General features: G+C 70.3%; 21 protein-coding genes. 9 read left to right on the top strand and 12 right to left on the bottom strand.

The window, feature by feature from the left end; translation table 11 throughout:
* The first annotated feature begins 6 nt into the window (after positions 1–6).
* The 3 genes from IE278_RS17610 (at position 7) to IE278_RS17620 (ending at position 2915) form a co-directional block, all read left to right on the top strand.
* Complete coding sequence (locus IE278_RS17610; protein ID WP_373312025.1) at positions 7–900, top strand: carbohydrate ABC transporter permease; 894 nt, start codon at positions 7–9, stop codon at positions 898–900.
* A gap of 1 nt (position 901) precedes the next feature.
* Positions 902–1747 carry a carbohydrate ABC transporter permease gene (locus IE278_RS17615; RefSeq protein WP_189773383.1) on the top strand — a complete coding sequence of 282 codons (846 nt, stop codon included), beginning with the start codon at positions 902–904 and terminating at the stop codon, positions 1745–1747.
* A 457-nt stretch (positions 1748–2204) separates the two neighbouring features.
* Positions 2205–2915 (top strand): helix-turn-helix domain-containing protein, encoded by a 711-nt coding sequence (locus IE278_RS17620; RefSeq protein ID WP_373312016.1) that lies wholly within the window; start codon positions 2205–2207, stop codon positions 2913–2915.
* Positions 2916–3045: 130 nt separating this feature from the next.
* Here the strand turns inward: IE278_RS17620 and IE278_RS17625 are convergent, their stop codons facing one another.
* Positions 3046–4071: an ATP-dependent 6-phosphofructokinase gene (locus IE278_RS17625; RefSeq protein ID WP_189773386.1), complete on the bottom strand. Its 1026-nt coding sequence runs from the start codon at positions 4069–4071 to the stop codon at positions 3046–3048.
* Between the two features lie 316 nt (positions 4072–4387).
* Here IE278_RS17625 and pta point away from each other — a divergent pair, with 316 nt between their 5' ends.
* The 3 genes from pta to pyk all read left to right on the top strand — a co-directional run bounded on the left by pta (position 4388) and on the right by pyk (position 9319).
* Positions 4388–6526 (top strand): phosphate acetyltransferase, encoded by a 2139-nt coding sequence (gene pta / locus IE278_RS17630; protein ID WP_189773387.1) that lies wholly within the window; start codon positions 4388–4390, stop codon positions 6524–6526.
* Positions 6523–7755 carry an acetate kinase gene (locus IE278_RS17635; protein ID WP_189773388.1) on the top strand — a complete coding sequence of 411 codons (1233 nt, stop codon included), beginning with the start codon at positions 6523–6525 and terminating at the stop codon, positions 7753–7755. Before pta ends, IE278_RS17635 begins: the two co-directional genes overlap by 4 nt.
* Positions 7756–7900: 145 nt before the next feature.
* Positions 7901–9319 (top strand): pyruvate kinase, encoded by a 1419-nt coding sequence (gene pyk, locus IE278_RS17640; RefSeq protein WP_189773389.1) that lies wholly within the window; start codon positions 7901–7903, stop codon positions 9317–9319.
* Between the two features lie 79 nt (positions 9320–9398).
* On the opposite strand, the gene IE278_RS17645 is transcribed toward pyk, so the two are convergent.
* The 6 genes from IE278_RS17645 to IE278_RS17670 all read right to left on the bottom strand — a co-directional run bounded on the left by IE278_RS17645 (position 9399) and on the right by IE278_RS17670 (position 14331).
* Positions 9399–9695, bottom strand: coding sequence for a hypothetical protein (locus IE278_RS17645; RefSeq protein ID WP_189773390.1), 297 nt, complete (start codon positions 9693–9695; stop codon positions 9399–9401).
* A gap of 57 nt (positions 9696–9752) precedes the next feature.
* On the bottom strand, positions 9753–9947 hold the full coding sequence (locus IE278_RS17650) for a hypothetical protein (RefSeq protein ID WP_189773392.1): 195 nt from the start codon (positions 9945–9947) through the stop codon (positions 9753–9755).
* A 137-nt stretch (positions 9948–10084) separates the two neighbouring features.
* Positions 10085–11404, bottom strand: coding sequence for a hypothetical protein (locus IE278_RS17655; RefSeq protein WP_189773394.1), 1320 nt, complete (start codon positions 11402–11404; stop codon positions 10085–10087).
* The gene (locus IE278_RS17660; RefSeq protein ID WP_189773396.1) at positions 11394–11945 is read right to left on the bottom strand and encodes a DUF6114 domain-containing protein; all 552 of its coding nucleotides are present in this window, start codon (positions 11943–11945) and stop codon (positions 11394–11396) included. Before IE278_RS17660 ends, IE278_RS17655 begins: the two co-directional genes overlap by 11 nt.
* A 143-nt stretch (positions 11946–12088) precedes the next feature.
* The gene (locus IE278_RS17665) at positions 12089–12721 is read right to left on the bottom strand and encodes a DUF6230 family protein (protein ID WP_189773398.1); all 633 of its coding nucleotides are present in this window, start codon (positions 12719–12721) and stop codon (positions 12089–12091) included.
* Between the two features lie 620 nt (positions 12722–13341).
* Positions 13342–14331 carry a tetratricopeptide repeat protein gene (locus tag IE278_RS17670; RefSeq protein ID WP_189773400.1) on the bottom strand — a complete coding sequence of 330 codons (990 nt, stop codon included), beginning with the start codon at positions 14329–14331 and terminating at the stop codon, positions 13342–13344.
* 227 nt (positions 14332–14558) lie between these two features.
* Between IE278_RS17670 and IE278_RS17675 the strand changes: the two genes are divergently transcribed.
* Positions 14559–15185, top strand: a complete 627-nt coding sequence (locus tag IE278_RS17675) for a TetR/AcrR family transcriptional regulator (protein WP_189773402.1) — start codon at positions 14559–14561, stop codon at positions 15183–15185.
* Positions 15186–15206: 21 nt separating this feature from the next.
* Here IE278_RS17675 and icmA read toward each other — a convergent pair whose 3' ends face one another.
* The 4 genes from icmA to IE278_RS17695 form a co-directional block, all read right to left on the bottom strand.
* Entirely contained in the window at positions 15207–16907 is a 1701-nt protein-coding gene (gene icmA / locus IE278_RS17680) for a coenzyme B12-dependent isobutyryl-CoA mutase large subunit (RefSeq protein WP_189773403.1), read from the bottom strand.
* Positions 16908–17045: 138 nt separating this feature from the next.
* Positions 17046–17384, bottom strand: a complete 339-nt coding sequence (locus tag IE278_RS17685) for a DUF3817 domain-containing protein (protein ID WP_189773405.1) — start codon at positions 17382–17384, stop codon at positions 17046–17048.
* 70 nt (positions 17385–17454) lie between these two features.
* Positions 17455–17964 (bottom strand): MarR family winged helix-turn-helix transcriptional regulator, encoded by a 510-nt coding sequence (locus IE278_RS17690; RefSeq protein WP_189773407.1) that lies wholly within the window; start codon positions 17962–17964, stop codon positions 17455–17457.
* Positions 17965–18034: 70 nt separating this feature from the next.
* On the bottom strand, positions 18035–19336 hold the full coding sequence (locus tag IE278_RS17695; protein ID WP_189773410.1) for an MFS transporter: 1302 nt from the start codon (positions 19334–19336) through the stop codon (positions 18035–18037).
* Positions 19337–19419: 83 nt separating this feature from the next.
* Here IE278_RS17695 and IE278_RS17700 point away from each other — a divergent pair, with 83 nt between their 5' ends.
* Positions 19420–20403, top strand: a complete 984-nt coding sequence (locus IE278_RS17700) for an ArsR/SmtB family transcription factor (RefSeq protein WP_189773412.1) — start codon at positions 19420–19422, stop codon at positions 20401–20403.
* A gap of 113 nt (positions 20404–20516) precedes the next feature.
* Entirely contained in the window at positions 20517–21554 is a 1038-nt protein-coding gene (locus tag IE278_RS17705; RefSeq protein ID WP_189773414.1) for a glycoside hydrolase family 6 protein, read from the top strand.
* A gap of 10 nt (positions 21555–21564) precedes the next feature.
* Here IE278_RS17705 and glxA read toward each other — a convergent pair whose 3' ends face one another.
* Positions 21565–23550, bottom strand: coding sequence for a radical copper oxidase GlxA (glxA, locus tag IE278_RS17710; protein WP_373312017.1), 1986 nt, complete (start codon positions 23548–23550; stop codon positions 21565–21567).
* Position 23551: the final 1 nt, after the last annotated feature.

A 23551-nucleotide genomic window follows, 5' to 3' on the forward strand; every position in this document is an offset into this window, starting at 1 on the left:
CGCACGGTGGTCGGCAAGGAGAGCGGCAGCAACCGCGCCCCTCGGCTGCGCACCCTCACCCGGGCCCTCCCCGTCACCCCCGCCCTCGTCATCCTCGTCCTCTTCCTGGCCGGGCCGATCGCGTACTGCGCCTACATCGCCTTCACCGATCTGCAGCTCACCGGCCAGGCCGAGTCGTCCTTCACCGGTTTCGACAACTTCCGTACGGCGTTCGAGGACGACGCGTTCCTCAACGCCGTATGGCTGACGCTCGTCTTCACGTTCCTCAGCTCGATCGTCGGCCAGAACACGCTGGGCCTGGCCCTGGCCGCGCTGATGCAGCGCGCGTCGAAGCCGATCCGTACGCTCACGGGCGGGATCGTCGTCACGGCCTGGGTGCTCCCCGAGGTCGTGGCCGGCTTCCTGCTGTACGCCTTCTTCCGCCGCGAGGGCACACTGAACGCGATCCTCGACTGGCTGCATCTGCCGTCCCAGAACTGGCTGTTCACCCTGCCGATCCTGGCGGTGTCGTTCGCGAACGTGTGGCGCGGGACGGCCTTCTCGATGCTGGTCTACTCGGCCGCCCTGAACGAGATCCCCAAGGAGATCACCGAGGCGGCCGAGGTGGACGGCGCGGGCGGCTGGCGCCGGATGTGGCACATCACGCTGCCGATGATCCGCCGCTCCATCGGCACGAACCTGATGCTCAACACCCTCCAGACCCTTTCGGTCTTCGGTCTGATCTGGGTGATGACGCGGGGCGGCCCGGGAAACCGCAGCCAGACCCTCCCGCTCTTCATGTACGAGCAGGCCTTCCAGAAGAGCATGATCGGCTACGGGACCGCCGTCGCCCTTCTCCTGCTGGTGGTCGGCTCCCTCTTCTCCCTGGTCTATCTGCGCCTGCTGCGGACGGAGGTCTGAGATGGCCGCGCGTACGACCCTCAACACCCGCCGCGCCAAACGCCGTTACGCCGCCGACGCGAGCCTGCTGTTCGTCGCGGCCGCTTTCGTCCTGCCGCTGGCCTGGGTGATCCTGTCCTCCCTCGACCCGCGCGCCGGGCTGAAGGTGAAGCTGCCCGACGGGGTCACGCTCGACAACTTCGACGCGGTCCTGAAGCCGGACATCACCTTCACGCCCCTGCTCAACAGCCTGATCCTGTGCGGCGGCGCGACCCTGCTGACGGTGGTCTGCGCGGCGCTGGCCGCGTATCCGCTCTCACGTTTCCGGTCCCGGCTGAACCGCCCGTTCCTCCTCACGATCATCTTCGCGACGAGCCTGCCGATCACAGCGATCATGGTTCCGGTGTACGCGCTGTTCGTCCAGGTGAACCTCATCGACACCATGCAGGGCACGATCTTCTTCTTCACCGCCTCCCAACTGCCGTTCGCCATCTGGCTGATGAAGAACTTCATGGACGGCGTGCCGAAGGAGCTGGAGGAGGCGGCCTGGACGGACGGGGCGTCGTCGTTCCAGTCGCTGCTGCGGGTCGTGCTGCCGCTGATGGGCCCGGGGATCGCGGTGGTGACCGTCTTCTCGTTCGTGGCGATGTGGGGGAACTTCTTCGTCCCGTTCATGCTGCTGCTCTCACCGGAGCAGATGCCGGCGTCGGTGAGCATCAACGACTTCTTCGGCAACCGCGGGACGGTGGTCTACGGACAGCTGGCCGCGTTCTCGATCATCTACTCCACCCCGGTGATCCTGCTGTACGTGCTGGTGGCGCGGAAGCTGGGCGGGGGGTTCGCGCTGGGCGGGGCGGTCAAGGGCTGACCGCCCCGCGGGTCACCCCTCTATGCCCCCGGCAACTCTGTGTGACTCCTGTGTCGAGGCTGTGCGGGCGGCGGCCGTCACCGTCCGTAGACGTTTCTCTCACCGAATGGTTCGCGCCGCGCGTTCCCGAAGCACTGGGCCGCCGACGCGCCCACCAGGGGGCGCGACAGGGGGCGCACCCGCGATCGCCCGCCCGTCGGCACCTCCGCCGGAAGCCCGCACTCCGCCATCGCGGCGCTCTTGCCGCATATGCCCTTCGATGCTGCTCATGGCGCATGCCCCAGCCGCCGGGCGCTCACGCGCCGCGACCGCCCGCCCGCGCGTGCGCCGCGGTCCGGGCCCGCCGGTCTACGCGTGAGTTCCCTGGACAACTGTCCGAAATAGTAGGTTCCCACAATCCGTGAGCCTGGCCGAACAGACCGTAGTCACCGCAGCCCCGGGCCCATACGTTGTGCCCGTGCACCAACAGTCGGCCCCGCAGCCCACCCCGCCCTTCGACGCCCCTACCGCCCGGACCCTGCGTATCGCCCTCGGCATGGGTCCCGAGCATGTCGCCTACGGGATACGGACCTCGTTCGGACTGCCGCACGTGACGCCCGACCTGGTCGACGCCTGGGAGCGGGGCCTGATCGCACCGGGCAACAGTGAACTGATAGCCCTCGCGGGCGTGTTGTGGTGCTCGCCGAGCGAACTCATCGGCGCGCCGCGGACGTTGCGCGAGCACCGGATCGCCCGCGGTCTGCCGGCCGAGGACGTCGCACGCGCCGTGGGGCTCGAACTCCTCGCGTACGTACGGATGGAGGAGGCCGACGAATGGCGCGGCAGCGAACGGCAGTCGGCAGCGCTCGCCCGGGTGCTCGACCTCTCGCCGGCCGACCTCGTCACGGTCACCGGCCGTGAGCCGAAGCTGGCGATGATGCTGCGCGGCGCGGTGACGACCCGCTGGCAGGCGTACGTCCGCCCGGTGGGCAAACTGCTGACGCTGGAGCGGCGGATCGTGGGGCACGCGCTGCGGGCCCTGCACACCGAGTACCAGGGGCGGATGGTGCCGACCCTGAGCTGGGGCGGCGGCGCGGCGGCGGCCGAGGCCGACGACGCGGGCCGGGACTTCCTGGACCGGATCGTCGACCGCTTCTGGACGACGATCCGGCGCGACGGCGAGAGGTGAGGGCCGAGCGCCCCGCCGGTAGCGCGATGACAAGACCGCGGGCCCGGTGAGGCCGGTCGCGCCCCCGTGGCGGAGCCGCACCTCGCCCCTTCAAGGGCGCCGGTACGGCGCCGCGACGTCCCGGTGCCGCCTAGAAGACCGACTCCGCCTCGTCCATCCGGTCCTTCGGGACGGTCTTCAGCTCGGTGACCGCCTCGGCCAGCGGCACCATCACGACGTCCGTGCCGCGCAGCGCCGTCATCCGGCCGAACTCACCCCGGTGCGCCGCCTCCACCGCGTGCCAGCCGAAGCGCGTCGCGAGCACCCGGTCGTACGCGGTCGGCGTGCCGCCCCGCTGGATGTGGCCGAGGATGACCGGCTTGGCCTCCTTGCCCAGGCGGCGCTCCAGCTCGTACGCCAGCGCCGTCCCGATGCCCTGGAAGCGCTCGTGGCCGAACTGGTCGATCTCGCCGTGGCCGTAGTCCATGCTGCCCGCGGCGGGGTGCGCGCCCTCGGCGACGCAGATGACCGCGAACTTCTTGCCGCGGGCGAAGCGCTCCTCGACCATCTTGATCAGGTCGGCCGGGTCGAAGGGCCGCTCGGGCAGGCAGATGCCGTGGGCACCGGCGGCCATGCCGGACTCCAGGGCGATCCAGCCGGCGTGGCGGCCCATGACCTCGACGACCATCACCCGCTGGTGGGACTCGGCGGTCGTCTTGAGGCGGTCCATCGCCTCCGTGGCGACGCCGACGGCGGTGTCGAATCCGAAGGTGCGGTCCGTGGACGAGATGTCGTTGTCGATCGTCTTGGGGACGCCGACCACGGGCAGGCCCGCGTCCGACAGCATCCGCGCCGCCGTCAGTGTGCCCTCGCCGCCGATCGGGATCAGCACGTCGATCCCGAACTCGCGCGCCATGTCCTGGGCGTTCTCGCAGGCCTCACGGAGACGGTCGCGCTGGAGGCGGGAGGAGCCGAGGATGGTGCCGCCGCGGGCGAGGATGCCGCTGACGGCGTCCAGGTCGAGGCTGCGGTAACGGCCTTCGAGCAGTCCCGCGTACCCGTCCTCGAAACCGACGACCTCGGCGTCGTAATTGGTGACGGCCCGGTGCACGACCGACCGGATGACGGCGTTCAGTCCCGGACAGTCGCCGCCTGCGGTAAGAACTCCGATACGCATCGTGCTGTGTCTCCTGCTCGCTGTGGGGCCGTGTCTCCTGTGGTGCCTGAGAGCCAGTCCGATTGTTTCATGGGCCACCGGGGGCCGCTGTCCGCACCCTTCGCGCCCCCTCGACCACCGACGCGCCCCCGCCGCTCCCCTCAGGCCCCCGCCGAGCCCTCCTGAAGCCCCCGACCCCCCTTCCCCGCCCCGCCGGAACCCCCGCCCGCCCTCGGCCTGACGGGCGCCTTAACCATGCCCGGAGGTACTGTCAAGAGGGCTCAGCCGACGACGTCGGCTGCGTTTTTACCGACATCGGAGGAAACGGAGAGCACGCGTGACGCGCAGCGTGTACGTGACCGGGATCGACCGAGGTGACGGCCGCCAGGTCATCGAGCTGGGAGTCATGGAGCTCCTGACCCGCCAGGTGGACCGGGTGGGGGTGTTCCGGCCCCTGGTCCACGACGGCCCCGACCGGCTCTTCGAGCTGCTGCGCGCCCGCTACCGCCTCGCGCAGGACCCGGCGACGGTCTACGGCATGGACTACCACGAGGCGTCCGCGCTCCAGGCCGACCAGGGCACCGACGAACTGGTCTCGCAGCTCGTCGACCGCTTCCACCGGGTGGCCCGCGAGTACGACGTCGTCCTCGTCCTGGGTACGGACTACGCGGACACCCAGTTCCCGGACGAGCTGGCGCTCAACGCGCGCCTGGCGAACGAGTTCGGCGCGTCCGTGATCCCCGTGGTGGGTGGCCGCAAGCAGACCGTGGAGTCGGTGCTCGCCGAGACCCGCAACGCGTTCCGCGCCTACGACGGGCTGGGCTGCGACGTCCTCGCGATGGTGGTGAACCGCGTCGCCCCCGCCGACCGCGGCGACCTCCACGAACAACTCGCCGACCGCCTCCCCGTGCCGTGCCACGTCCTCCCCGACGAGCCCGCGCTCTCCGCGCCGACGGTCGCCCAGATCACCCACGCCCTCGGCGGCAAGGTGCTGCTCGGCGACGACGCCGGACTCGCCCGCGACGCGCTGAACTTCGTGTTCGGCGGCGCCATGCTGCCGAACTTCCTGGGCGCGCTGACCCCGGGCTGCATGGTCGTCACCCCCGGCGACCGCGCCGACCTCGTGGTGGGCGCCCTCGCCGCGCACAGCGCGGGCACCCCGCCCATAGCCGGCGTGGTGCTCACCCTGAACGAACGCCCGAGCGACCTCGTCCTCACCCTGGCCGCCCGGCTGGCCCCCGGCACCCCGGTGATCGCGGTCGAGACGGGCTCCTTCCTCACGGCGTCCGAACTCTTCGCCATGGAAGGCAAACTGAACGCGGCCACACCCCGCAAGGCGGAGACGGCCCTCGGCCTCTTCGAGCGGTACGTGGACACCGGCGACCTCCTCAGGCGCGTCTCGGCGCCCAGCAGCAGCCGCGTCACGCCGATGATGTTCGAGCACAAGCTCCTGGAGCAGGCCCGCTCCGACAAGCGGCGCGTCGTGCTGCCCGAGGGCACCGAGGCACGCGTCCTGCACGCCGCCGAGGTGCTGCTGCGCCGCGGTGTCTGCGACCTCACCCTGCTGGGGCCCGTCGACCAGATCCGCAAGAAGGCCGCCGACCTGGGCATCGACCTCGGCGCCGCCCAGCTGATCGACCCGCAGACCTCCGAGCTGCGCGACCGGTTCGCCGAGAGGTACGCCCAGCTGCGGGCCCACAAGGGCGTATCCGTCGAGCTGGCCCACGACGTCGTCTCGGACGTGAACTACTTCGGCACGCTGATGGTGCAGGAAGGTCTCGCCGACGGCATGGTCTCGGGGTCCGTGCACTCCACGGCGGCCACCATCCGCCCGGCCTTCGAGATCATCAAGACCAAGCCGGAGGCGTCCATCGTCTCCTCGGTCTTCTTCATGTGCCTCGCCGACCAGGTCCTCGTGTACGGCGACTGCGCGGTCAACCCCGACCCGAACGCCGAGCAACTGGCCGACATCGCCATCCAGGCCGCCGCCACCGCCGAGCAGTTCGGGGTCGAGCCGCGGATCGCGATGCTCTCGTACTCGACCGGCACGTCCGGCTCGGGCGCGGACGTCGACAAGGTGCGCACGGCCACCGAGCTGGTGCGCTCACGGCGCCCCGATCTGAGCGTCGAGGGGCCGATCCAGTACGACGCGGCCGTCGAGCCGTCCGTGGCGGCGACCAAGCTGCCGGGGTCGAAGGTCGCCGGGCAGGCGTCCGTGCTGATCTTCCCGGACCTCAACACCGGCAACAACACGTACAAGGCCGTGCAGCGGTCGGCCGGCGCGATCGCCGTCGGACCGGTCCTGCAGGGTCTGCGCAAGCCGGTCAACGACCTGTCCCGTGGCGCGCTCGTCGGGGACATCGTGAACACGGTCGCCATCACCGCGATCCAGGCGCAGGCCCGTCCCGCGACCGGCCCCGCGGAGCAGGCCCCCTCCCCCGACGCCACCCCCACCACGAAGGTTTCCGTCCTGTGAGTGCCACCCGCGTCCTCGTCCTCAACTCCGGGTCCTCCTCGGTGAAGTACCAGCTGCTCGACATGGGCGACGGCAGCCGGCTGGCCGCAGGCCTCGTCGAGCGCATCGGCGAGGAGACCTCCCGGCTCAAGCACTCCCCGCTGGCGTCGGGCGGTGAGGCCCGCGAGAGCGACGGGCCGGTCGCCGATCACGAGGCCGCGCTCAAGGCCGTCGCCCAGGAGCTGTCCCGGGACGGGCTCGGCCTGGACTCCCCCGAACTGGCCGCGATCGGCCACCGGGTCGTGCACGGCGGCAAGCGGTTCACCCGGCCGACCGTCGTCGACGACGCGGTCCTCGCCGAGATCGAGCGCCTCATCCCGGTGGCGCCGCTGCACAACCCGGCCAACCTCACCGGCATCCGGACCGCCCAGGCGCTGCGCCCCGACCTCCCCCAGGTCGCGGTCTTCGACACGGCGTTCCACACGACGATGCCGGAGTCCGCGGCCCGTTACGCCATCGACGTGAAGACCGCCGACGAGCACCGCATCCGCCGGTACGGCTTCCACGGCACCTCGCACGCGTACGTGTCCCGCGAGACGGCGCGGCTGCTGGGCCGGGCGCCCGAGGACGTGAACGTCATCGTGCTGCACCTGGGCAACGGCGCGTCGGCCTCCGCGGTCGAGAAGGGCCGGTGCGTGGACACCTCCATGGGCCTGACGCCCTTGGAGGGGCTCGTGATGGGTACGCGCTCCGGAGACGTGGATCCGGCGGTCATCTTCCATTTGACGCGCGTTGGCGAAATGTCCACGGACGAGATCGACACTCTGCTCAACAAGAAGAGCGGGCTGCTCGGACTGTGCGGTGACAACGACATGCGGGAGATCCGCCGCCGAATCGACGAGGGCGGCGAGGACGCCGCCCCGGCACAGCTCGCCTTCGACATCTACATACACCGACTGAAGAAGTACATCGGCGCGTATTACGCGGTACTGGGCCGGGTCGACGCGGTCGTCTTCACGGCCGGCGTGGGGGAGAACGCGGCCGCGGTGCGCGAGGCCGCGATCGCGGGCCTGGAGTCGCTGGGCCTGGAGGTCGACGGCACGCTGAACGCCGTACGGTCCGGCGAACCGCGGCTGATCTCACCCGAGGGCGCGCGGGTCGCGGTGGCCGTCGTGCCGACCGACGAGGAACTGGAGATCGCGAACCAGACGTACGCGCTCGTGCGGGACGGGAACGCCGGGGCCGCCTGAGAAAGCCTCGAAAACATTAGAAAGTCAGCCGGGAGAACGACGGGAAAACAACCGCACAGGTCCACGCCTGAGCGCACGCCCGCCCATTTGTATCTTCCGCCAGACGGAATATTCCGAAGCGAAACAAACCGATAGGATCGCCCTCATGCGCCGTTCCAAAATCGTCTGCACACTCGGTCCCGCCGTCGACTCCCACGAACAGCTCGTCTCGCTGATCGAGGCCGGCATGAACGTGGCCCGTTTCAACTTCAGCCACGGCTCCCACGCCGAGCACCAGGGCCGCTACGAGCGGGTCCGCTCCGCCGCCCGGGAGACCGGCCGCGCCATCGGCGTCCTGGCCGACCTCCAGGGCCCGAAGATCCGGCTGGAGACCTTCGCCGAGGGCCCCGTGGAGCTGGAGCGCGGTGACGAGTTCACCATCACGACCGAGGACGTCCCGGGCGACAAGTCGATCTGCGGCACCACCTACAAGGGTCTGCCGGGCGATGTCTCCAAGGGCGACCAGGTCCTGATCAACGACGGCAACGTCGAGCTGCGGGTCGTCGAGGTCGACGGCCCGAACGTGAAGACGATCGTCATCGAGGGCGGCGTCATCTCGGACCACAAGGGCATCAACCTGCCCGGTACGGCCGTGAACGTCCCGGCGCTGTCCGAGAAGGACGTCGACGACCTGCGCTTCGCCCTGCAGATGGGCTGCGACCTGGTCGCGCTGTCCTTCGTGCGCGACGCCCACGACGTGAACGACGTCCACAAGATCATGGACGAGGAGGGCCGCCGGGTCCCCGTCATCGCCAAGGTGGAGAAGCCCCAGGCGGTGGAGAACATGGAGGCCGTCGTGGCGGCCTTCGACGGTGTCATGGTGGCCCGTGGCGACCTCGCCGTCGAGTACCCCCTGGAGCGGGTCCCGATGGTGCAGAAGCGCCTGGTGGAGCTCTGCCGCCGCAACGCCAAGCCGGTGATCGTCGCGACCCAGATGATGGAGTCGATGATCACCAACTCCCGCCCGACGCGCGCCGAGGCGTCCGACGTGGCCAACGCGATCCTGGACGGGGCCGACGCGGTCATGCTGTCCGCCGAGTCCAGCGTCGGCGCGTACCCGATCGAGACCGTGAAGACGATGTCGAAGATCGTCGTCGCGGCCGAGGAGGAGCTGCTCTCCAAGGGGCTGCAGCCGCTGGTGCCCGGCAAGAAGCCGCGTACGCAGGGTGGTTCCGTCGCCCGTGCCGCGTGCGAGATCGCGGACTTCCTCGGCGGCAAGGGCCTAGTGGCGTTCACCAAGTCCGGTGACACCGCGCGCCGCCTCTCCCGCTACCGCGCCGCCCAGCCGATCCAGGCGTTCACCACGGACGAGGGCACCCGCAACCAGCTCTCGCTGAGCTGGGGCGTCGAGTCGCACGTCGTGCCGTTCGTGCACAGCACCGACGAGATGGTCGAGCTGGTCGACAGCGAGCTGCGCAAGCTCAAGAGCTTCAGCGACGGCGACATCGTCGTGATGACCGCCGGCTCGCCCCCCGGCGTCACCGGCACCACGAACATGGTCCGCGTCCACCACCTGGGCGGCTGACCGCTCCCGTACGCAGCTGAGGGCGCCCCTTGCCACACGGGGGGGCGCCCTCGGCCGTTCGCGGTGCCGTCCGGTACCGCTACGGCAGGTCGCCTGCCAGTCGTTGCCAGGCCTCGTGCTCGGGCCACCGGGGATGGTCCTCGACGTGGGGCGCCACGGAACGCATGACCGCCAGCAGTTGCTTCGCTCTCCGGAGGGAGAGCATCTGCGGCCGCGTCAACTCCCGCCACCGTGGGGCCAGTTCGGCCGTCTCCGGATGGCTCATGGGCAGTGCGTCCAGGGCTCGGTCGAAGGGCGTCCGCGGATCGAGCAGGGGCACGTCCGGGCGCGGCCCCACGTTCTCCAGCAGCCACGCCCTGAGCCACAGGTCACGCATCAGCCATTCGCCACCCTGCGGCCCGGCCGACCGCTCGGCGGCGGCCAACAGAGCCGCTCACGCCGCTCCGACCGCGCGCCACCGCTCGTCGGAGAGCGGCACCGGGTCCGCCTGGAGCCGGAAGGTGAAGGCGCCGGCCGCCGCGATCCACTGGTTCACCTCCCCGCCGGCTCGCGCGACCTCCCGCGCCGACCACCGACGCACATGCCCGTCGAGGTCGAGCCGGTCCAGGTCGTCGAAGAGACCGTTCATCAGAAACCTCCAAGCGCGTACCCGCCCCGGGCCGGAACGCGGCGGCGCCCCGGCTTCCGCGTGAGCGGAAGAACCGGGGCGCTGCCCTGTGCGGCTCCCGAACCGGACCGAGGGGTCCAGCGGGGTTCTGGCGGGGTCTAGCCGAGGGGGGTGTTGTACTGCCGCATCCCGGGGATCGTCAGGTCTCCGCCGAACTGGGCGGCCTGGACGACCTTCACCTTCGTGAAGTAGATCAGCGGGATGTTCAGCGGCGGAGGGTTCTCCGGGTCGAACGTGATCGGGATCAGACCGAGCAGGTTCCCGGAGATGCTCTCCGTGTACATGACCGTCTTGCCGCCCTTGATGGTGGACGTCGTGCCGCTGCCCCCCTGGACGTGGTAGCGCACGCCGGCGTCCTTGTCGTCGACTATCTGGTGCAGGTCGCCGATGTCGGTACCGTTGGAGATCACGTACTTGAGGACCTTCTTGACCGAGCCGTTGGCGGTCTTCACCTTGACGATGCCCTGGTAGTCGGCGCCCTTGAGGGTCAGGGAGCTGGCCTCCAGCATCCACGGGTCGTCGGCCAGGGCGGGGATGCCCTGCTCGACACCGCTCTCGTCGTCCGTGGCGGCCGGGCAGTCGTCCGGGTCCGTGGTGGAACTCGCGGACGGGCTGGGCGTCGGGGAGGCGGTGGCCTCGTCGGCCGCGTCCTCCGCCTTCTCCGTGGCGTCCTTCGCGGCCTCGGACGCCTTGTCGGTCACGTCCTTGTCCGTGTCCTCGGCCTTGCCGGCCGTGTCCTTGACGGTGTCCTCGGCGTCGTCGACCGGGTCGGACGCGCTCTTCGTGGCGGACGGGCTCGGCGTGGCGGACGGCTCCGCGGTGGGGGTCGCGGTCTCCTTCCCGCCGGGCGTGAGGATGTCCTCGAGCGCGTCGCCGATCTCGTCCAGGACGTTGCCGGTGCTCTGCGAGGGGGTGGGCGTCGGGGTGGACGCGCCGCTCCCGGACTCGGCCGGCTTGCTCGTCGAGGCGGACGGCTCGGGGTCGGGCTTGTCCTCGGAACCTGAATCCGAGGAAGAGCCACCACCCGTCGAACCGTTGCCTTCGGAGTCGTCGGCGGAGTCGTCGTCCGAGGCGGGAGCGCTCGTCGAGGCCGAGGCGGAGGGCGACGGGGTCGCCGTCGGGTCCTGCTCCTCGTCGGCCTTGTCGTCCTTGCCGCTCTCGTCCAGCGCCTCGACGCAGTCCTTGTACTCGTCGATCGTGAGGTTCTTCGCCGACGGCTTGTCGTCGGCCTGGGCGAGGGTCGGCGTGAACCCCATGCCCATGAGGATCGCGGTCGGCATCGACGCTATGGCTATCGCCTTGCCCGCGGGCACGTGCAGCCTGGTGAACAGCGGTTTCCTGGGGGCTGCGTGCCGCGGCCCGGTTCTCGCACGAGACTCGCCCGCGGAGTCCGCGTATTGGACCTCGTCAGCCGGCACTGTGCCTCCCGTTCGCCCCGTTGGTGGGGCTCGTTCCTGACAGATCGTTCGGCTCACTCGCCCCGTCGGCCGGCGCGGCCTGCGGAACGCCTCCCTTGTCCGTACGGTCCGTCCCGGTCCGGTGTGCGGCCGACTCGTCGCCGGGCACCCACGCGACCGCCATCCCACCGCCGATCAGGGCCAGCAGGAATCCGATCAGGAAGCCACCGAGGTTCGACACGGGGATGGAGACCAGCCCCAGCAGGATCGCCGCGACACCGGCGAAGACCCGCACGTGCTTCTGGTACCAGAGGCTGATGCCGAGCACACCCAGGAGCACTCCGATGATGAGCGAACCGGCACCCGCGGTCGTCGCCATGGCCAGCGTGAGATGCCCGATCTGAAGGTTCGCGTACGGGAAGTACGCGATCGGGAATCCCGCGAGCAGGATGAACAGGCCGGCCCAGAACGGACGGCCACCACGCCAGGCACGGAACCGCAGCCGCCAGTAGGTGAATTGACCGCGCGCGGCAGGATTCCCTGCAGGAGTCTCGGCGCTCATGGAAAACAGCTCCCTGGAACGGCGTTGCTGTGAGAGGTTCACGTACTACTCAGCAGGACTGAGCAACGTACTGCTCAGTGGGACTGAGCAGGGGGGACGGGCGGGCGAGGCAGCACAGGCTCCCTCACCCGCCCAGGGAGTGCTTAGTAGCACTCCTTGACACCCTTGGACAGCGACATCTTCAGACCGCTGAGCTTGAAGGTGCCGGCGGTGGTCGCCCACGCCGTCTGCTTCACGTCGGTCAGCACGGCCTTCTCGGCCTGCTGCGCGAAGCCGTAGGGGTTCGCCTGGTCACCCTTGGCGATTCCCGGCCCCTTGCTGGCGTCCTTGGCCGCAACACCGATGTCGATGTTGGTGAAGGTCGCGTTCGCCGAGAGGTCCTCGACGTCGATGTAGAGGTTCTCGGCCTCTACCGGCTTGCTGCCGCCGCCGGCCTTCAGGGTCAGGCTGACGGACCCCAAGAACGGAACGTCCGGGGTGACCACGGACTGGCACATGTTCGTGATCGAGGCGGACTTGAACGCCGACACCGCGACCGGGTGCGCCGTCTTGTCGCCCTTGAGCGTGTACCCCTGGTCGATGGCTCCGTACTGCGAGAAGCCGGTGCCGACCAACTGGTCCGCCGTCACCTTGAACGACTGACCCGACACGCTGAACGACGCGGCGAGAGCGCCTTGTGCAAGGGCGATGCCTATGCACGCCGTGGCGGCCACGCTGGGCACCATGACAACGGCGAACCGCTTCCATCTGGTCCCGCCACGCACCTGGGACTCCATATTTCCTCCTTCTCGGACGTACATCTCCGGCCCTGGCCGCCGCCAGACAGCGACTCAGCCGGGCAGGGATGGGAGAAGTGCTACGTCCTCGGGAAGGAGAGCGCCCGAACCCGGAGGCGCGCAACGCACCCGAATCACCGGCGATCACCCCCGAGCGACAACCACTGGTCGCGCCTGAACACTTCACGCACAACCTGCCGGACAGGCTCCGCCGAGCGGCGAAGACCCCCCTGTCCAAGGACCGGCGCCACTGCCGCCGCCCCTACTCGGTGGGGACCCAAGAAAACCCGCTGACCCGAGTGGTTGTCGGGGGAGGGTAATGGACCGAGCGTCGCCGATCGTGGTGCATTCTCGCCGCCCGCACAAGGGGGTTCGTTACTGGCTAGTAACGGGCGGATAACCGAACAACGACCCGTCGGTGTCGAGCGACCACCGAGGGTGGCCCCTACGGAGGCGACAAAGTGATCGAATATTGGACGGAATCCGACAGATCAACGCCCCGGACTTACTCCCAGTAACAGTGGCCGCGTTTACCAAGTTTTGGTAAAGCGCGGCCACTATGTAGCTGTGTCGGCAAATCTTTCACCCGGGCATCACGGGTGTCGGCGTTTAGCGACTGGTCAGAACAGAGCGCGGGCGAGGGCCCTGCGCGCGGCCGTCACACGCGGATCGTCGCCGCCGACGACCTCGAAGAGCTCCAGCAGCCGTACGCGCGCAGCCTCACGGTCGTCGCCCGCCGTACGCGCCACGGTGTCGACGAGCCGTCCCAGGGCGTCCTCCACATGGCCGCCCACCAGATCCAGGTCCGCGGCGGCGATCTGCGCCGGTACGTCACCGGGCCGGTCCGCGGCCTCCTTGCGCACCTGCTGGGGGTCCACGCCCTGCACGCGCTGGAGCAGTTCGGCCTGGGCGAGGCCCAGCTTGGCCTCGGTGTTCGCCGGGTCGTCGGCCAGCACGTTCCTGTACGCCTGGACCGCGCCGCCCAGGTCACCCGCGTCCAGCGCCTGCACGGCGGCTTCGAGGAGCGCGTCGTACGGTCCGGCCGGCACCTCGGCAGCCCCCGCGGACTCACCCGGCCGACCCCCGTCGCCGTCCTGGTCCACGATCAGGCCCGTGAGCCCGAACCGCTCCTCGGCGACCTGGACGAGCTGGTCCAGGGTGCCCCGGATCTGTGCCTCGGGAGCGGCGCCCTGGAAGAGCGGCAGGGCCTGGCCGGCCACCACCGCGAAGACCGCCGGAATCCCCTGGATCCCGAACTGCTGCATCAGCATCTGATTGGCGTCGACGTCGATCTTGGCGAGAACGAACTTGCCGTTGTACTCGGCGGTGAGCCGTTCCAGGAGCGGGCTGAGCTGCTTGCACGGCTCGCACCACTCGGCCCAGAAGTCGATGACGACCGGCACCTCGGTGGAGCGCTGCAGGACGTCCCGCTCAAAACCCGCCTCGTCGACGTCGATGACGAGACTCGACGCGGACACGGCGGGAACGGCCCCGCCCCCCTGTCGTACCGCTTCGGCGCGCGCCTGCTCCGCCTTCGCCTTGGCCTCCTGGGCCGCTTTCACCGCGGCGAGGTCGACGACTCCGCTCATGGACATGTTCCGTGGCTGCATGCGTCTATCCTCCCCCCTCCGCGCGCCTGTGTGAAAAGCGCTGTGAAAGCCAGTCCTGATACGTGTTTCTGACGCCGGGTCCCCACCTGGCGCCGCGTGGTCGTCGCGCTTTCGCTACGGCTCGTAGCGTAACTGTGCCGGGACGGCCGGGGGAAGCCCGTCCCGGTGATCTCCCTCACCCGTCCACAGGATCCCCCTCAGCGGAACGTCCGGATATGGTCGCCGACATGCAGAGTCGCGGTTCCGCCCACCGAACGGGACGTCCACGCAGCGTCGAGGCCGACGAGGCGATCCTGGCGGCGACGCGTGCGGCTCTCGTGGACCTGGGCTGGTCCGGCCTGACACTGGGCGACGTGGCGACCCGCGCGGGCGTCGCGAAGACGACGCTCTACCGACGCTGGGCGGGCAAGAACGAGCTGGTGGTCGACGCGGTGGCGGCCCTGTTCGACGAACTGGAGCTGCCCGACCGGGGGACTCTCGCGGCGGACATCGAAGGGGTGGTGCTCCAGTTCGCGGCGATCCTGGCCCGCCCGGAGGCGAAGAGCGGGCTGCTGGCCGTGCTCGCGGAGTCGACCCGGGACGACGCGCTGCGGGAACGCATCCGGACGTCGGTCGTCGACCGTCAGAAGCGGCTGGTGCTGGAGGGGCGGGCTCGGGCGCAGGTCCGTGGTGAGCTTCCGCCGGAGTCGGACCCCTCTTCCGCGGATCGGACGGTGAATCTCATCTTCGACATGGTGGCGGGGGCGGTGGTGCACCGGACGCTGGTCAGCGCGGAGCCGGTGGACACCCCCTGGGCCCAGTCCTTCACCCGAGTCCTACTCCTGGGCCTGGCCGGAGCGGCCTCCCACCCGTGAGCCGCTCCGAGAACAGGCCGGTCAGAAGCCCGGCGGCTCCGTGTACACCCCCCACTCCTCCCGGAGTACATCGCAGATCTCACCCAGCGTCGCCTCCGCGCGCACCGCGTCCAGCATCGGGCCGATCATGTTCGAACCGTCCCGCGCGGCGGCCAGCATGGTGTCCAGGGACGACCGCACGGCCGCCTCGTCCCGCGCGGCCCTGCGGCCGGCCAGCTGACGCACCTGGTCCCGCTCCACCTCGTGGCTGACCCGCAGGATCTCCAGGTCACCCGTGACCGACCCGTGGTGGACGTTCACCCCCACGACCCGCTTGTCGTCCTTCTCCAGCGACCGCTGGTACTGGAACGCCGACTCCGCGATCTCCCCGGTGAACCAGCCGTCCTCGATCCCGCGCAGGATCCCGGACGTGATCGGCCCGATCGGGTGCCGCCCGTCGGGGTGGGCCCGCAGCCCCCGCTCGCGGATCTGCTCGAAGATCTTCTCCGCGTCCGCCTCGATGCGGTCGGTCAGCTGCTCGACGTACCAGGAACCGCCCAGCGGATCCGCGACGTTGGCGACGCCGGTCTCCTCCATCAGGACCTGCTGGGTGCGCAGCGCGATCTCCGCCGCCTGCTCGGACGGCAGCGCGAGCGTCTCGTCCAGCGCGTTCGTGTGGAGCGAGTTGGTGCCGCCCAGCACCGCGGCCAGCGCCTCGACCGCCGTCCGGACGACGTTGTTGTACGGCTGCTGGGCCGTCAGCGAGACACCTGCGGTCTGCGTGTGGAACCGCAGCCACTGCGCCTTGTCGGAGCGCGCCCCGTACACGTCCCGCATCCACCGCGCCCAGATCCGCCGCGCCGCCCGGAACTTGGCGATCTCCTCGAAGAAGTCGAGGTGCGCGTCGAAGAAGAAGGAGAGGCCGGGCGCGAACACGTCCACGTCCATGCCGCGGCTGAGCCCCAGCTCCACGTAGCCGAAGCCGTCGGCGAGGGTGTACGCCAGCTCCTGCGCGGCCGTCGAACCGGCCTCGCGGATGTGGTAGCCGGACACCGACAGCGGCTTGTACGCGGGGATCTTCTGCGCGCAGTGCTCCATCAGGTCGCCGATGAGCCGCAGATGGGGTTCGGGCTCGAAGAGCCACTCCTTCTGCGCGATGTACTCCTTGAAGATGTCGGTCTGGAGCGTGCCGTTGAGCAGGGCCGGGTCCACGCCCTGCCGTTCGGCGGCCACCAGGTACATGCAGAAGACCGGTACGGCCGGCCCGCTGATCGTCATCGACGTCGTCACGTCACCCAGCGGGATGTCCTTGAACAGGACCTCCATGTCGGCCGCCGAGTCGATCGCGACTCCGCAGTGGCCGACCTCGCCGAGCGAGCGCGGGTCGTCGGAGTCGCGCCCCATGAGCGTGGGCATGTCGAAGGCCACGGAGAGCCCGCCCCCGCCGTTGGCGAGGATCATCTTGTAGCGCTCGTTGGTCTGCTCGGCGTTCCCGAAACCGGCGAACTGCCGGATGGTCCACGTCCGCCCCCGGTAGCCCGTCGCGTGGAGACCCCGCGTATAGGGGTACTCCCCGGGCCAGCCGATCCGCTCGAACCCCTCGTAGGCGTCCCCGGGCCGCGGTCCGTAGACCGGTTCCACGGAGTCCCCGGAGAGTGTCGTGAAGTCGGCGTCACGCTTGCGTGCAGCGTCGTAACGGGCCTGCCAGCGTCGGCGGCCCTCCTCGATGGCGTCAGCGTCCATACCCTCGAATTTACTAGGACGTCCTAGTAAATGTCGATGGCAGACCGCCACGGATACGTCCGTGGCGGTGGTGAGTCCCCTGAAGCCGACGCGTCCCGAGCGTCCCGAGCAGCCGGGGAGCGGCCCGTGCGCCCGGCGCTAGGCCTTCGCGACCGCGCCCGGGTCCTCGGTGACCTTGGACTCCAGCTCGCGGCTGACCTTGCGCTCCACGAAGAAGGCGGCGGTCGGGACCGTGCCCGCGAGCAGGACCCACAGGAGCTTGGGTACCGGCCACTTCGCCTTGGAGCCCAGGTCGAAGGCGAAGACCAGGTAGACGACGTACAGCCAGCCGTGCGCGACGCTGACGACACGCGTGAAGTCCGCGGCGCCGTCCAGGTCGAGCACGTACTTGCCGATCATCCCGAGGACCAGCAGGACCAGCAGGACACCGGTGACGTAGGCCATGACGCGGTAGCGGGTCAGCACGCTCTTTTTCATGGCTACGAGCGTAACCACCGGTTTGCCACGATCTTCGCGCGCCCCCGCGTCCCGCCGCGCCGAGCGGGCGCTACTCCTCGTCGAAGTCGTGCGCCGCCACCCGCAGCGGTCTGAGCATGGCGAAGATCTCCCGGCACTCCTCGGCGTCGTACGCCCCGAGCCCGAAGTCCATCGCCATCAGGTCGCGGGTGGCCGCGTCGCAGACCTCGCGGCCCTTGTCGGTGATCGAGGCGAGGGTGCCGCGTCCGTCGTTGGGGTTGGGCCGCTTGTCGACGAGCCCGGACCGTACGAGCCGGTCCACCGTGTTCGTGACGGACGTCGGGTGGACCATCAGCCGTTCGCCGATCTTGGACATCGGCAGCTCGCCGGCCTTGGAGAAGGTGAGCAGCACCAGCGCCTCGTAGCGGGCGAACGTCAGCCCGTACGGCTTGACCACCGCGTCGACCTCGGCGAGCAGGATCTGGTGCGCGCGCATGATCGAGGTGATCGCGCCCATGGACGGCACGGACCCCCAGCGCTGTTTCCAGAGTTCGTCGGCTCGGGCGATGGGATCGAAGGCAAGGCTGAGCGGCTTCGGCACGGCAAAGACCCTACCGGCCGGTCATATCGTGGTCAGCCCCGTCTCGCCTTTCGGTATTCGCCCCGCTTCCTCACCCTTCTTTCCGCGCCCCGACCGCGGCGTCCGCCGTACGCCGCACCTCCAGCGCCAGGAGCAGACAGCACACCGTCCCGAGCACGCCGACCCCGCCCACCACCGTGCTGACCGGCCAGAACTCGGCGGCCGCCCCCGCCAGCGCCATGCCCACGCCCTGGATGGTCATCAGCCCGGCCGTGTGCACGGTCATGGCCCGCCCGCGCAGTTCCTCGGGCACGGCGTCCACGAACCAGCGGTCGAGTCCCAGGGTGTACGCGCCCGTCACCCCGGCGACCAGCAGGGCGAGCAGGATCCAGCCGAGGTCCGGGTGGAACGGGTAGGCCAGCAGCGGCAGCAGCCCGCAGCCCGCGAGGGGCAGCACGATCCGGGAGCGGGCCGCGGGCGACAGGGCGGCGCCCGCGTACAGCTCCCCCGCGATCGTCCCGACGGGCATCGCGCACATCAGCAGCCCGACCCAGGCCGTGCCCACCCCGATCTCGTCCGCGTACGCGGCGGCCAGTGCCTCCGGCGCGACGACGAACATCGGCGGCACCCAGAGCAGGAGGAGCAGCGCCCGGATCCGGCGGTCGGCCAGGACCTGCCGGGTGCCGGCGAGCGAGTACCGCATCAGCGCTCCGCCACCGGCCCGGGCGGGCCTGCGCCGGGTGCCGACGCGCAGCAGCAGCGCGGAGGCGAGGAAGGTGCCGAAGGTGATGACCAGCGCCCCGCGCGGCGGTACGAAGGTGAGCAGGACGCCGCCCAGGCCGAAGCCCACGAGCACGGCGCTCTGCGACACGATCCGCAGCAGGGAGCGGCCGAGCACGAACAGGTCGCCGTCCCCGAGGATCTCCGTGAGTGTGGCCATCCGGGTGCCGCTGAACACCGGCGAGACGGCGGCGATGGCGCACCGCAGGGCGAGCAGTGCGGCGACGGGGGTTGCGGGCAGGGCCATCAGCGCCGCGCATCCGGCGCACACGAGGTCGCACACGACGAGTACGCGGCGGGCCGGGAACCGGTCGGCCACTCCGGACAGCAGCGTGCCGCCCACGAGGTACGGCAGGAAGCCCAGCGCGAAGGCGAGTGCGCTGAGCAGCGGCGATCCCGTCAGCTCGTACACGAGGACGGTCAGGGCGATCTCGCTGACGACGACGCCCAGCAGGGACAGGGCGTGCGCGGCGAAGACGACCCGGAACTCCCCGACGGCGAAAACCCTGCGGTACCCGCTCCCCCGCGCGTCGACCGGGGGCGCGTCGACGGAGGGGGTGCCGACGGAAGGTGGCTCGGGTGCCGGCGTCGCGGTCTGTGTCTCTTCTGGCATGGCAGCAGCGTCGCGTGGCCGTACCGGACGCCATAGAGTTTCGGCCCAGGCCGAATCTTTCCGCCCCGCACCCGGGAGGCGCGATGCCGTACCACCTCCACTTCGGGGAGGACGACTTTCTCAACTGCCGTTTCGCGCTGTCACCCCTGTGGGAGACGCACGAGGCGGTACGCACCCTGCGGCGCCCGGAGCGGCAGGGCTACCACTCCGCCTGGCTGCGCCGCATCCGTTCGGCGGCGGCCGAGCTGGACCTGGAACCCCTGTGGCTGCTGATGCCGCAGCGCGGGAACAGCCCGGACTGTCTGATGCCGCCGCCGATCGGGCCCGCGGCCACGTTCGAGGAGGAGATCGCCGCCGTGCGCGCCACGGCCCCCGGGGTCGCGCGGGCCGAGCTGGCGCTCTCCCTCGCGGACACCCCGGGCGCCACGGAGTCCCCGGCCGGGCGGGCGATGCTCGCCGATCCCGCCCGTGCGGTGCGCGAGCTGGCGGACACGATGGAGGCGGCCTGGCACACCCTCGTGGAACCCGTCTGGCCAAGGCTCCGGGCCCTTCTGGAGGCCGACATCGCCTTCCACTCCCGCCGTCTCGCCGAGGTGGGCCTCGCCGGACTGCTGCCCGAGCTGGACCGGCGGGTCGCCTGGGACGCGGGCAGGCTCACGGTCGACTCGCGGGGAGAGCACGTACGCGAACTGGGCGGCCGGGGGCTGGTCCTGATGCCCAGTGTCTTCACCTGGCCGGACGTGGTGAGCGGCTTCGACCCGCCCTGGCAGCCGGCGCTGGTCTACCCGGCCCGGGGCATCGGGGGTCTGTGGGCGGAACCGTCCGACCGTACTCCCGAAGCCCTCGTACGGCTGCTGGGCCGGGGCCGGGCGGCCGTGCTGGCCGCGCTGGCGGAACCCGCCGCCACCACGGCCCTCGCGCACCGCCTCGGCCTCGCGCCCTCGTCCGTCTCCGCGCACCTGGCGACGCTGCGCGACGCGGGCCTGCTCGTCCCGCACCGGTACGGGCACCAGGTGCTGTACGAGAGGACGCCGCTCGGCATCGCGCTGGCCTCGGGCGGGGCCTGACGGCACGACAAGGGACGGGCGGCTCGCGGTGTCGCACCCATGACCGATAGATCCCTTATGTCACGATGGCCGGAAAACCGTCACTGACGGTCACCTTCACCCGAGGGGGCAGGATGTTCCGGCCGACCCGTACCCGTGTCCGTACCCGTACCTTCGCGGCGCTCGCCGCGTTCGCCGCGCTGGGACCCGTGACGGGCTGCTCGTCGCCGTCCGGGGACGGTCCGGTCGCGCCGGCCGGTGAGACCCGCGCGCAGGCGAGCCCCGCCGCCGGTTCCCCGTTCTGGATCGATCCGCAGAGCCCCGCCGCCCGGCAGGCCCGCGCGTGGGAGCGGCAGGGCAGGGGGAACGACGCCCGGCTGCTCAAGCGCATCGCGGACCGGCCCGCGGCGCTGTGGCCGGCGGGCGACCACCCCGAGGCGATGATCAGGAAGGCGACCGGGGCGGCGGCCGGGGAAGGGCGGACGCCCGTGTTCGTCGCGTACGACATCCCGCACCGCGACTGCGGTCAGCACTCGGCGGGCGGGGCGCGTGACGCGGCCGCCTACCGGGACTGGATCGACCGGTTCGCACGGGCCCTCGGCGACAGTCCCGCGCTGGTCGTCCTGGAGCCCGACGCGGTCGCCCACATCGTGGACGGCTGCACACCGGGCGAGTACCACGCGCAGCGCGAGCAGTTGCTCTCCGAGGCGATCGTGCGGCTGAAGGAGCAGCCGCACACGAAGGTGTACCTGGACGCGGGCAACCCGGACTGGATCCAGGAGCCGCAGAAGCTCGTGGAGCCTCTCGGGCGGGCCGGGGTGGCGAACGCCGACGGCTTCGCCCTGAACGTCTCCAACTTCCAGACGGACGGGATCACCAAGGAGTACGGCCACCGCCTCTCGGCGGCTCTCGGCGGCAAGCACTTCGTCGTGGACACCAGCCGCAACGGCAACGGCCCGTTGCGGGGCGACCCGTCGCAGGCCTGGTGCAACCCGCCGGGCCGGGCGCTCGGCACCCCGCCCACCACCGACACGGGCGACCCGGTCGTGGACGCGTACCTGTGGATCAAGCGGCCCGGCGAGTCGGACGGACAGTGCCGCGGCGGCCCCGCGGCCGGCCAGTGGTGGGCGGACTACGCGCTGGGGCTCGCCCGCAACTCCAGGTCCCAGTAGGGCGCGTACGTCACGTGACCTGGACCCACTTCGCCTCGGACGGGGTTCCGTCCGCGTCCGACACGAACAGCATGTACCAGCCGGGCGGCACCAGCGTCCGGTCCTTCGGCACGGTCACGGTCACCGAGTCCTTGGACTTCGTGACCTCCAGCGCGATGGACCGCTGTTCGACGTCGGTCGTGTGGGTGACCGCGCTGGGCCGCATCAGCCGGGCGTTCACGACCTTCTCCGGGTGCCGGGTGGCGAAGGTGGCGCGGCCCTCGCCGTCCACCTCCTGCGGTCCGTCGCCGAGGACCGGCCTGTTCTTGCCGTTCTTGTGCAGGGCGGGCGGGGTGAAGACCTCCATGCGCTGCTCGAAGTGACCGAGCTTGGTGTTCTGCTGGTCGTCGAAGAGCGGGTCGGAGCCGAAGGTGGCGATCCGGCCGTCGGGCAGCAGAAGCGCCTCGGAGTGGTAGTTGCGGCCGACCTTCGGTGAGGCGGCCTGGCGGAACGAGTTGGTCTTCGGGTCGTAGAACTGCGCCTTGTGGATGTTGCTGGCGCCGCGCCCGCGGTAGTCCCGGGCGCCGTTGGACGTGAACACCGAGTCGTCCGGCATGATCACGCTGTTCAGATAGCGGGTGCCCTGCGGCAGGTCGGGGCCGTCCTCGAAGGCGGGGTTCGCCTTCTTGAGGTCGACGACGGCCGTGCGCGAGGTCGACTTCTTGGACTCGCCGACCCCGCCGCCGCCGAGGATCATCACCTTCTGGTCCTGGGCGGGCGGCAGCAGCAGCGAGGTCGAGGTCTCCGTCACGTCCGGGTCGCTCAGCCCGGGCACCTTCTGGAACTTGTTGGTCTTCAGGTCCCACAGGCCCGCGTCCCGGCCGAGTTCGGCGGGCCCGTAACCGGCGTTGGAGGCCGGGTAGAAGAGCTTGCCGCCCTTGGTGAGGAAGAGCGCCGGATAGGTGGGGAAGTAGCGCTTGGGCCCAGGGGTCCACTTCTTGCTCTTCGGGTCGTAGATCTCGTTGTCGCCGGGGTCGATCACGCCGACGTCGTCGAGCCCGGAGACCGCGAGCACCTTCCCGTCCTGGAGGCCGACGAGCGTCGGGTACCAGCGGGCCTTGTCCATCGGCTCGACGGGCACGTACTTCTCCGCCGTCGGGTCGAACTCGTAGGCGGCCCTGATCCCCTGGAAGTCCTGCTTCTCCATGGTGATCTTCTCGGAGAGGCCGTACGTGTTGTCGGCGTCCTTGCCCTTGAGACCGAGGATCTCGTACTGGGCGCGCTTGTCCGTGACCGGCGCGGGGCCGTCCTCGGTGGCCTCGACGAAGACCCGGGCCTCGCTCGCCTTGACCTTCGTCTTCCAGGGCTGCATGACGCCCGCCCTGTTGTAGGTGATCTTCTGGGTGCGCTCGGCCTTGGGCACGGTGACGTCGAAGCGGCTGACGTACTCGACGCCGGAGGGCGAGCGGAAACGGGTGCCCTTCTTGAGGACGATGGGCTTGTCCGGGTTCTCGTTCTTCACACGCATACCGCCGCCGGCCCGCTCGACCTCGCCGTCGAGCAGTTCGTAGCGGGCCGTGCCACCGGCCACCAGCATGCGGCCGCTGGGCAGTTGGGCGTGTCCGGCGCAGAAGAAGTCCACCGGGGTGGCGATCTTCTTGTAGGTGTCGGCCTTCGGGTCCCACAGGACGGTGTCGAAGGACCCCTTGTCGAACTTCTTCTGCTCGTTGCCGGAGCCCGCGACGATCAGCACCTTGCCGGTGTGCAGGAGCGCCGCGTGGATGGCGTTGGTGCGGAACTCCTTCGGGATGGCCAGCTGCTTCCACGAGCCGTACTTCGCCTGGTAGCCGGGCTGGGCGATCTTGTACTCGTGGTACTGCTCCGAGGCGAAGCCGATGGCGGCCGGCGCGTTGAGTCCGGCGAGCAGTGCCACACCCCCGACGCCGAGCAGCCGCTTCTGGGTCTTCTTCGACAGCGTCATCTTCAGTGACGCCTTCTGCAAGGGCCGGTGGGCCATG

Origin of the sequence: Streptomyces tauricus (assembly GCF_014650955.1) — a bacterium.
Classification (GTDB): Bacteria; Actinomycetota; Actinomycetes; order Streptomycetales; family Streptomycetaceae; genus Streptomyces; species Streptomyces tauricus.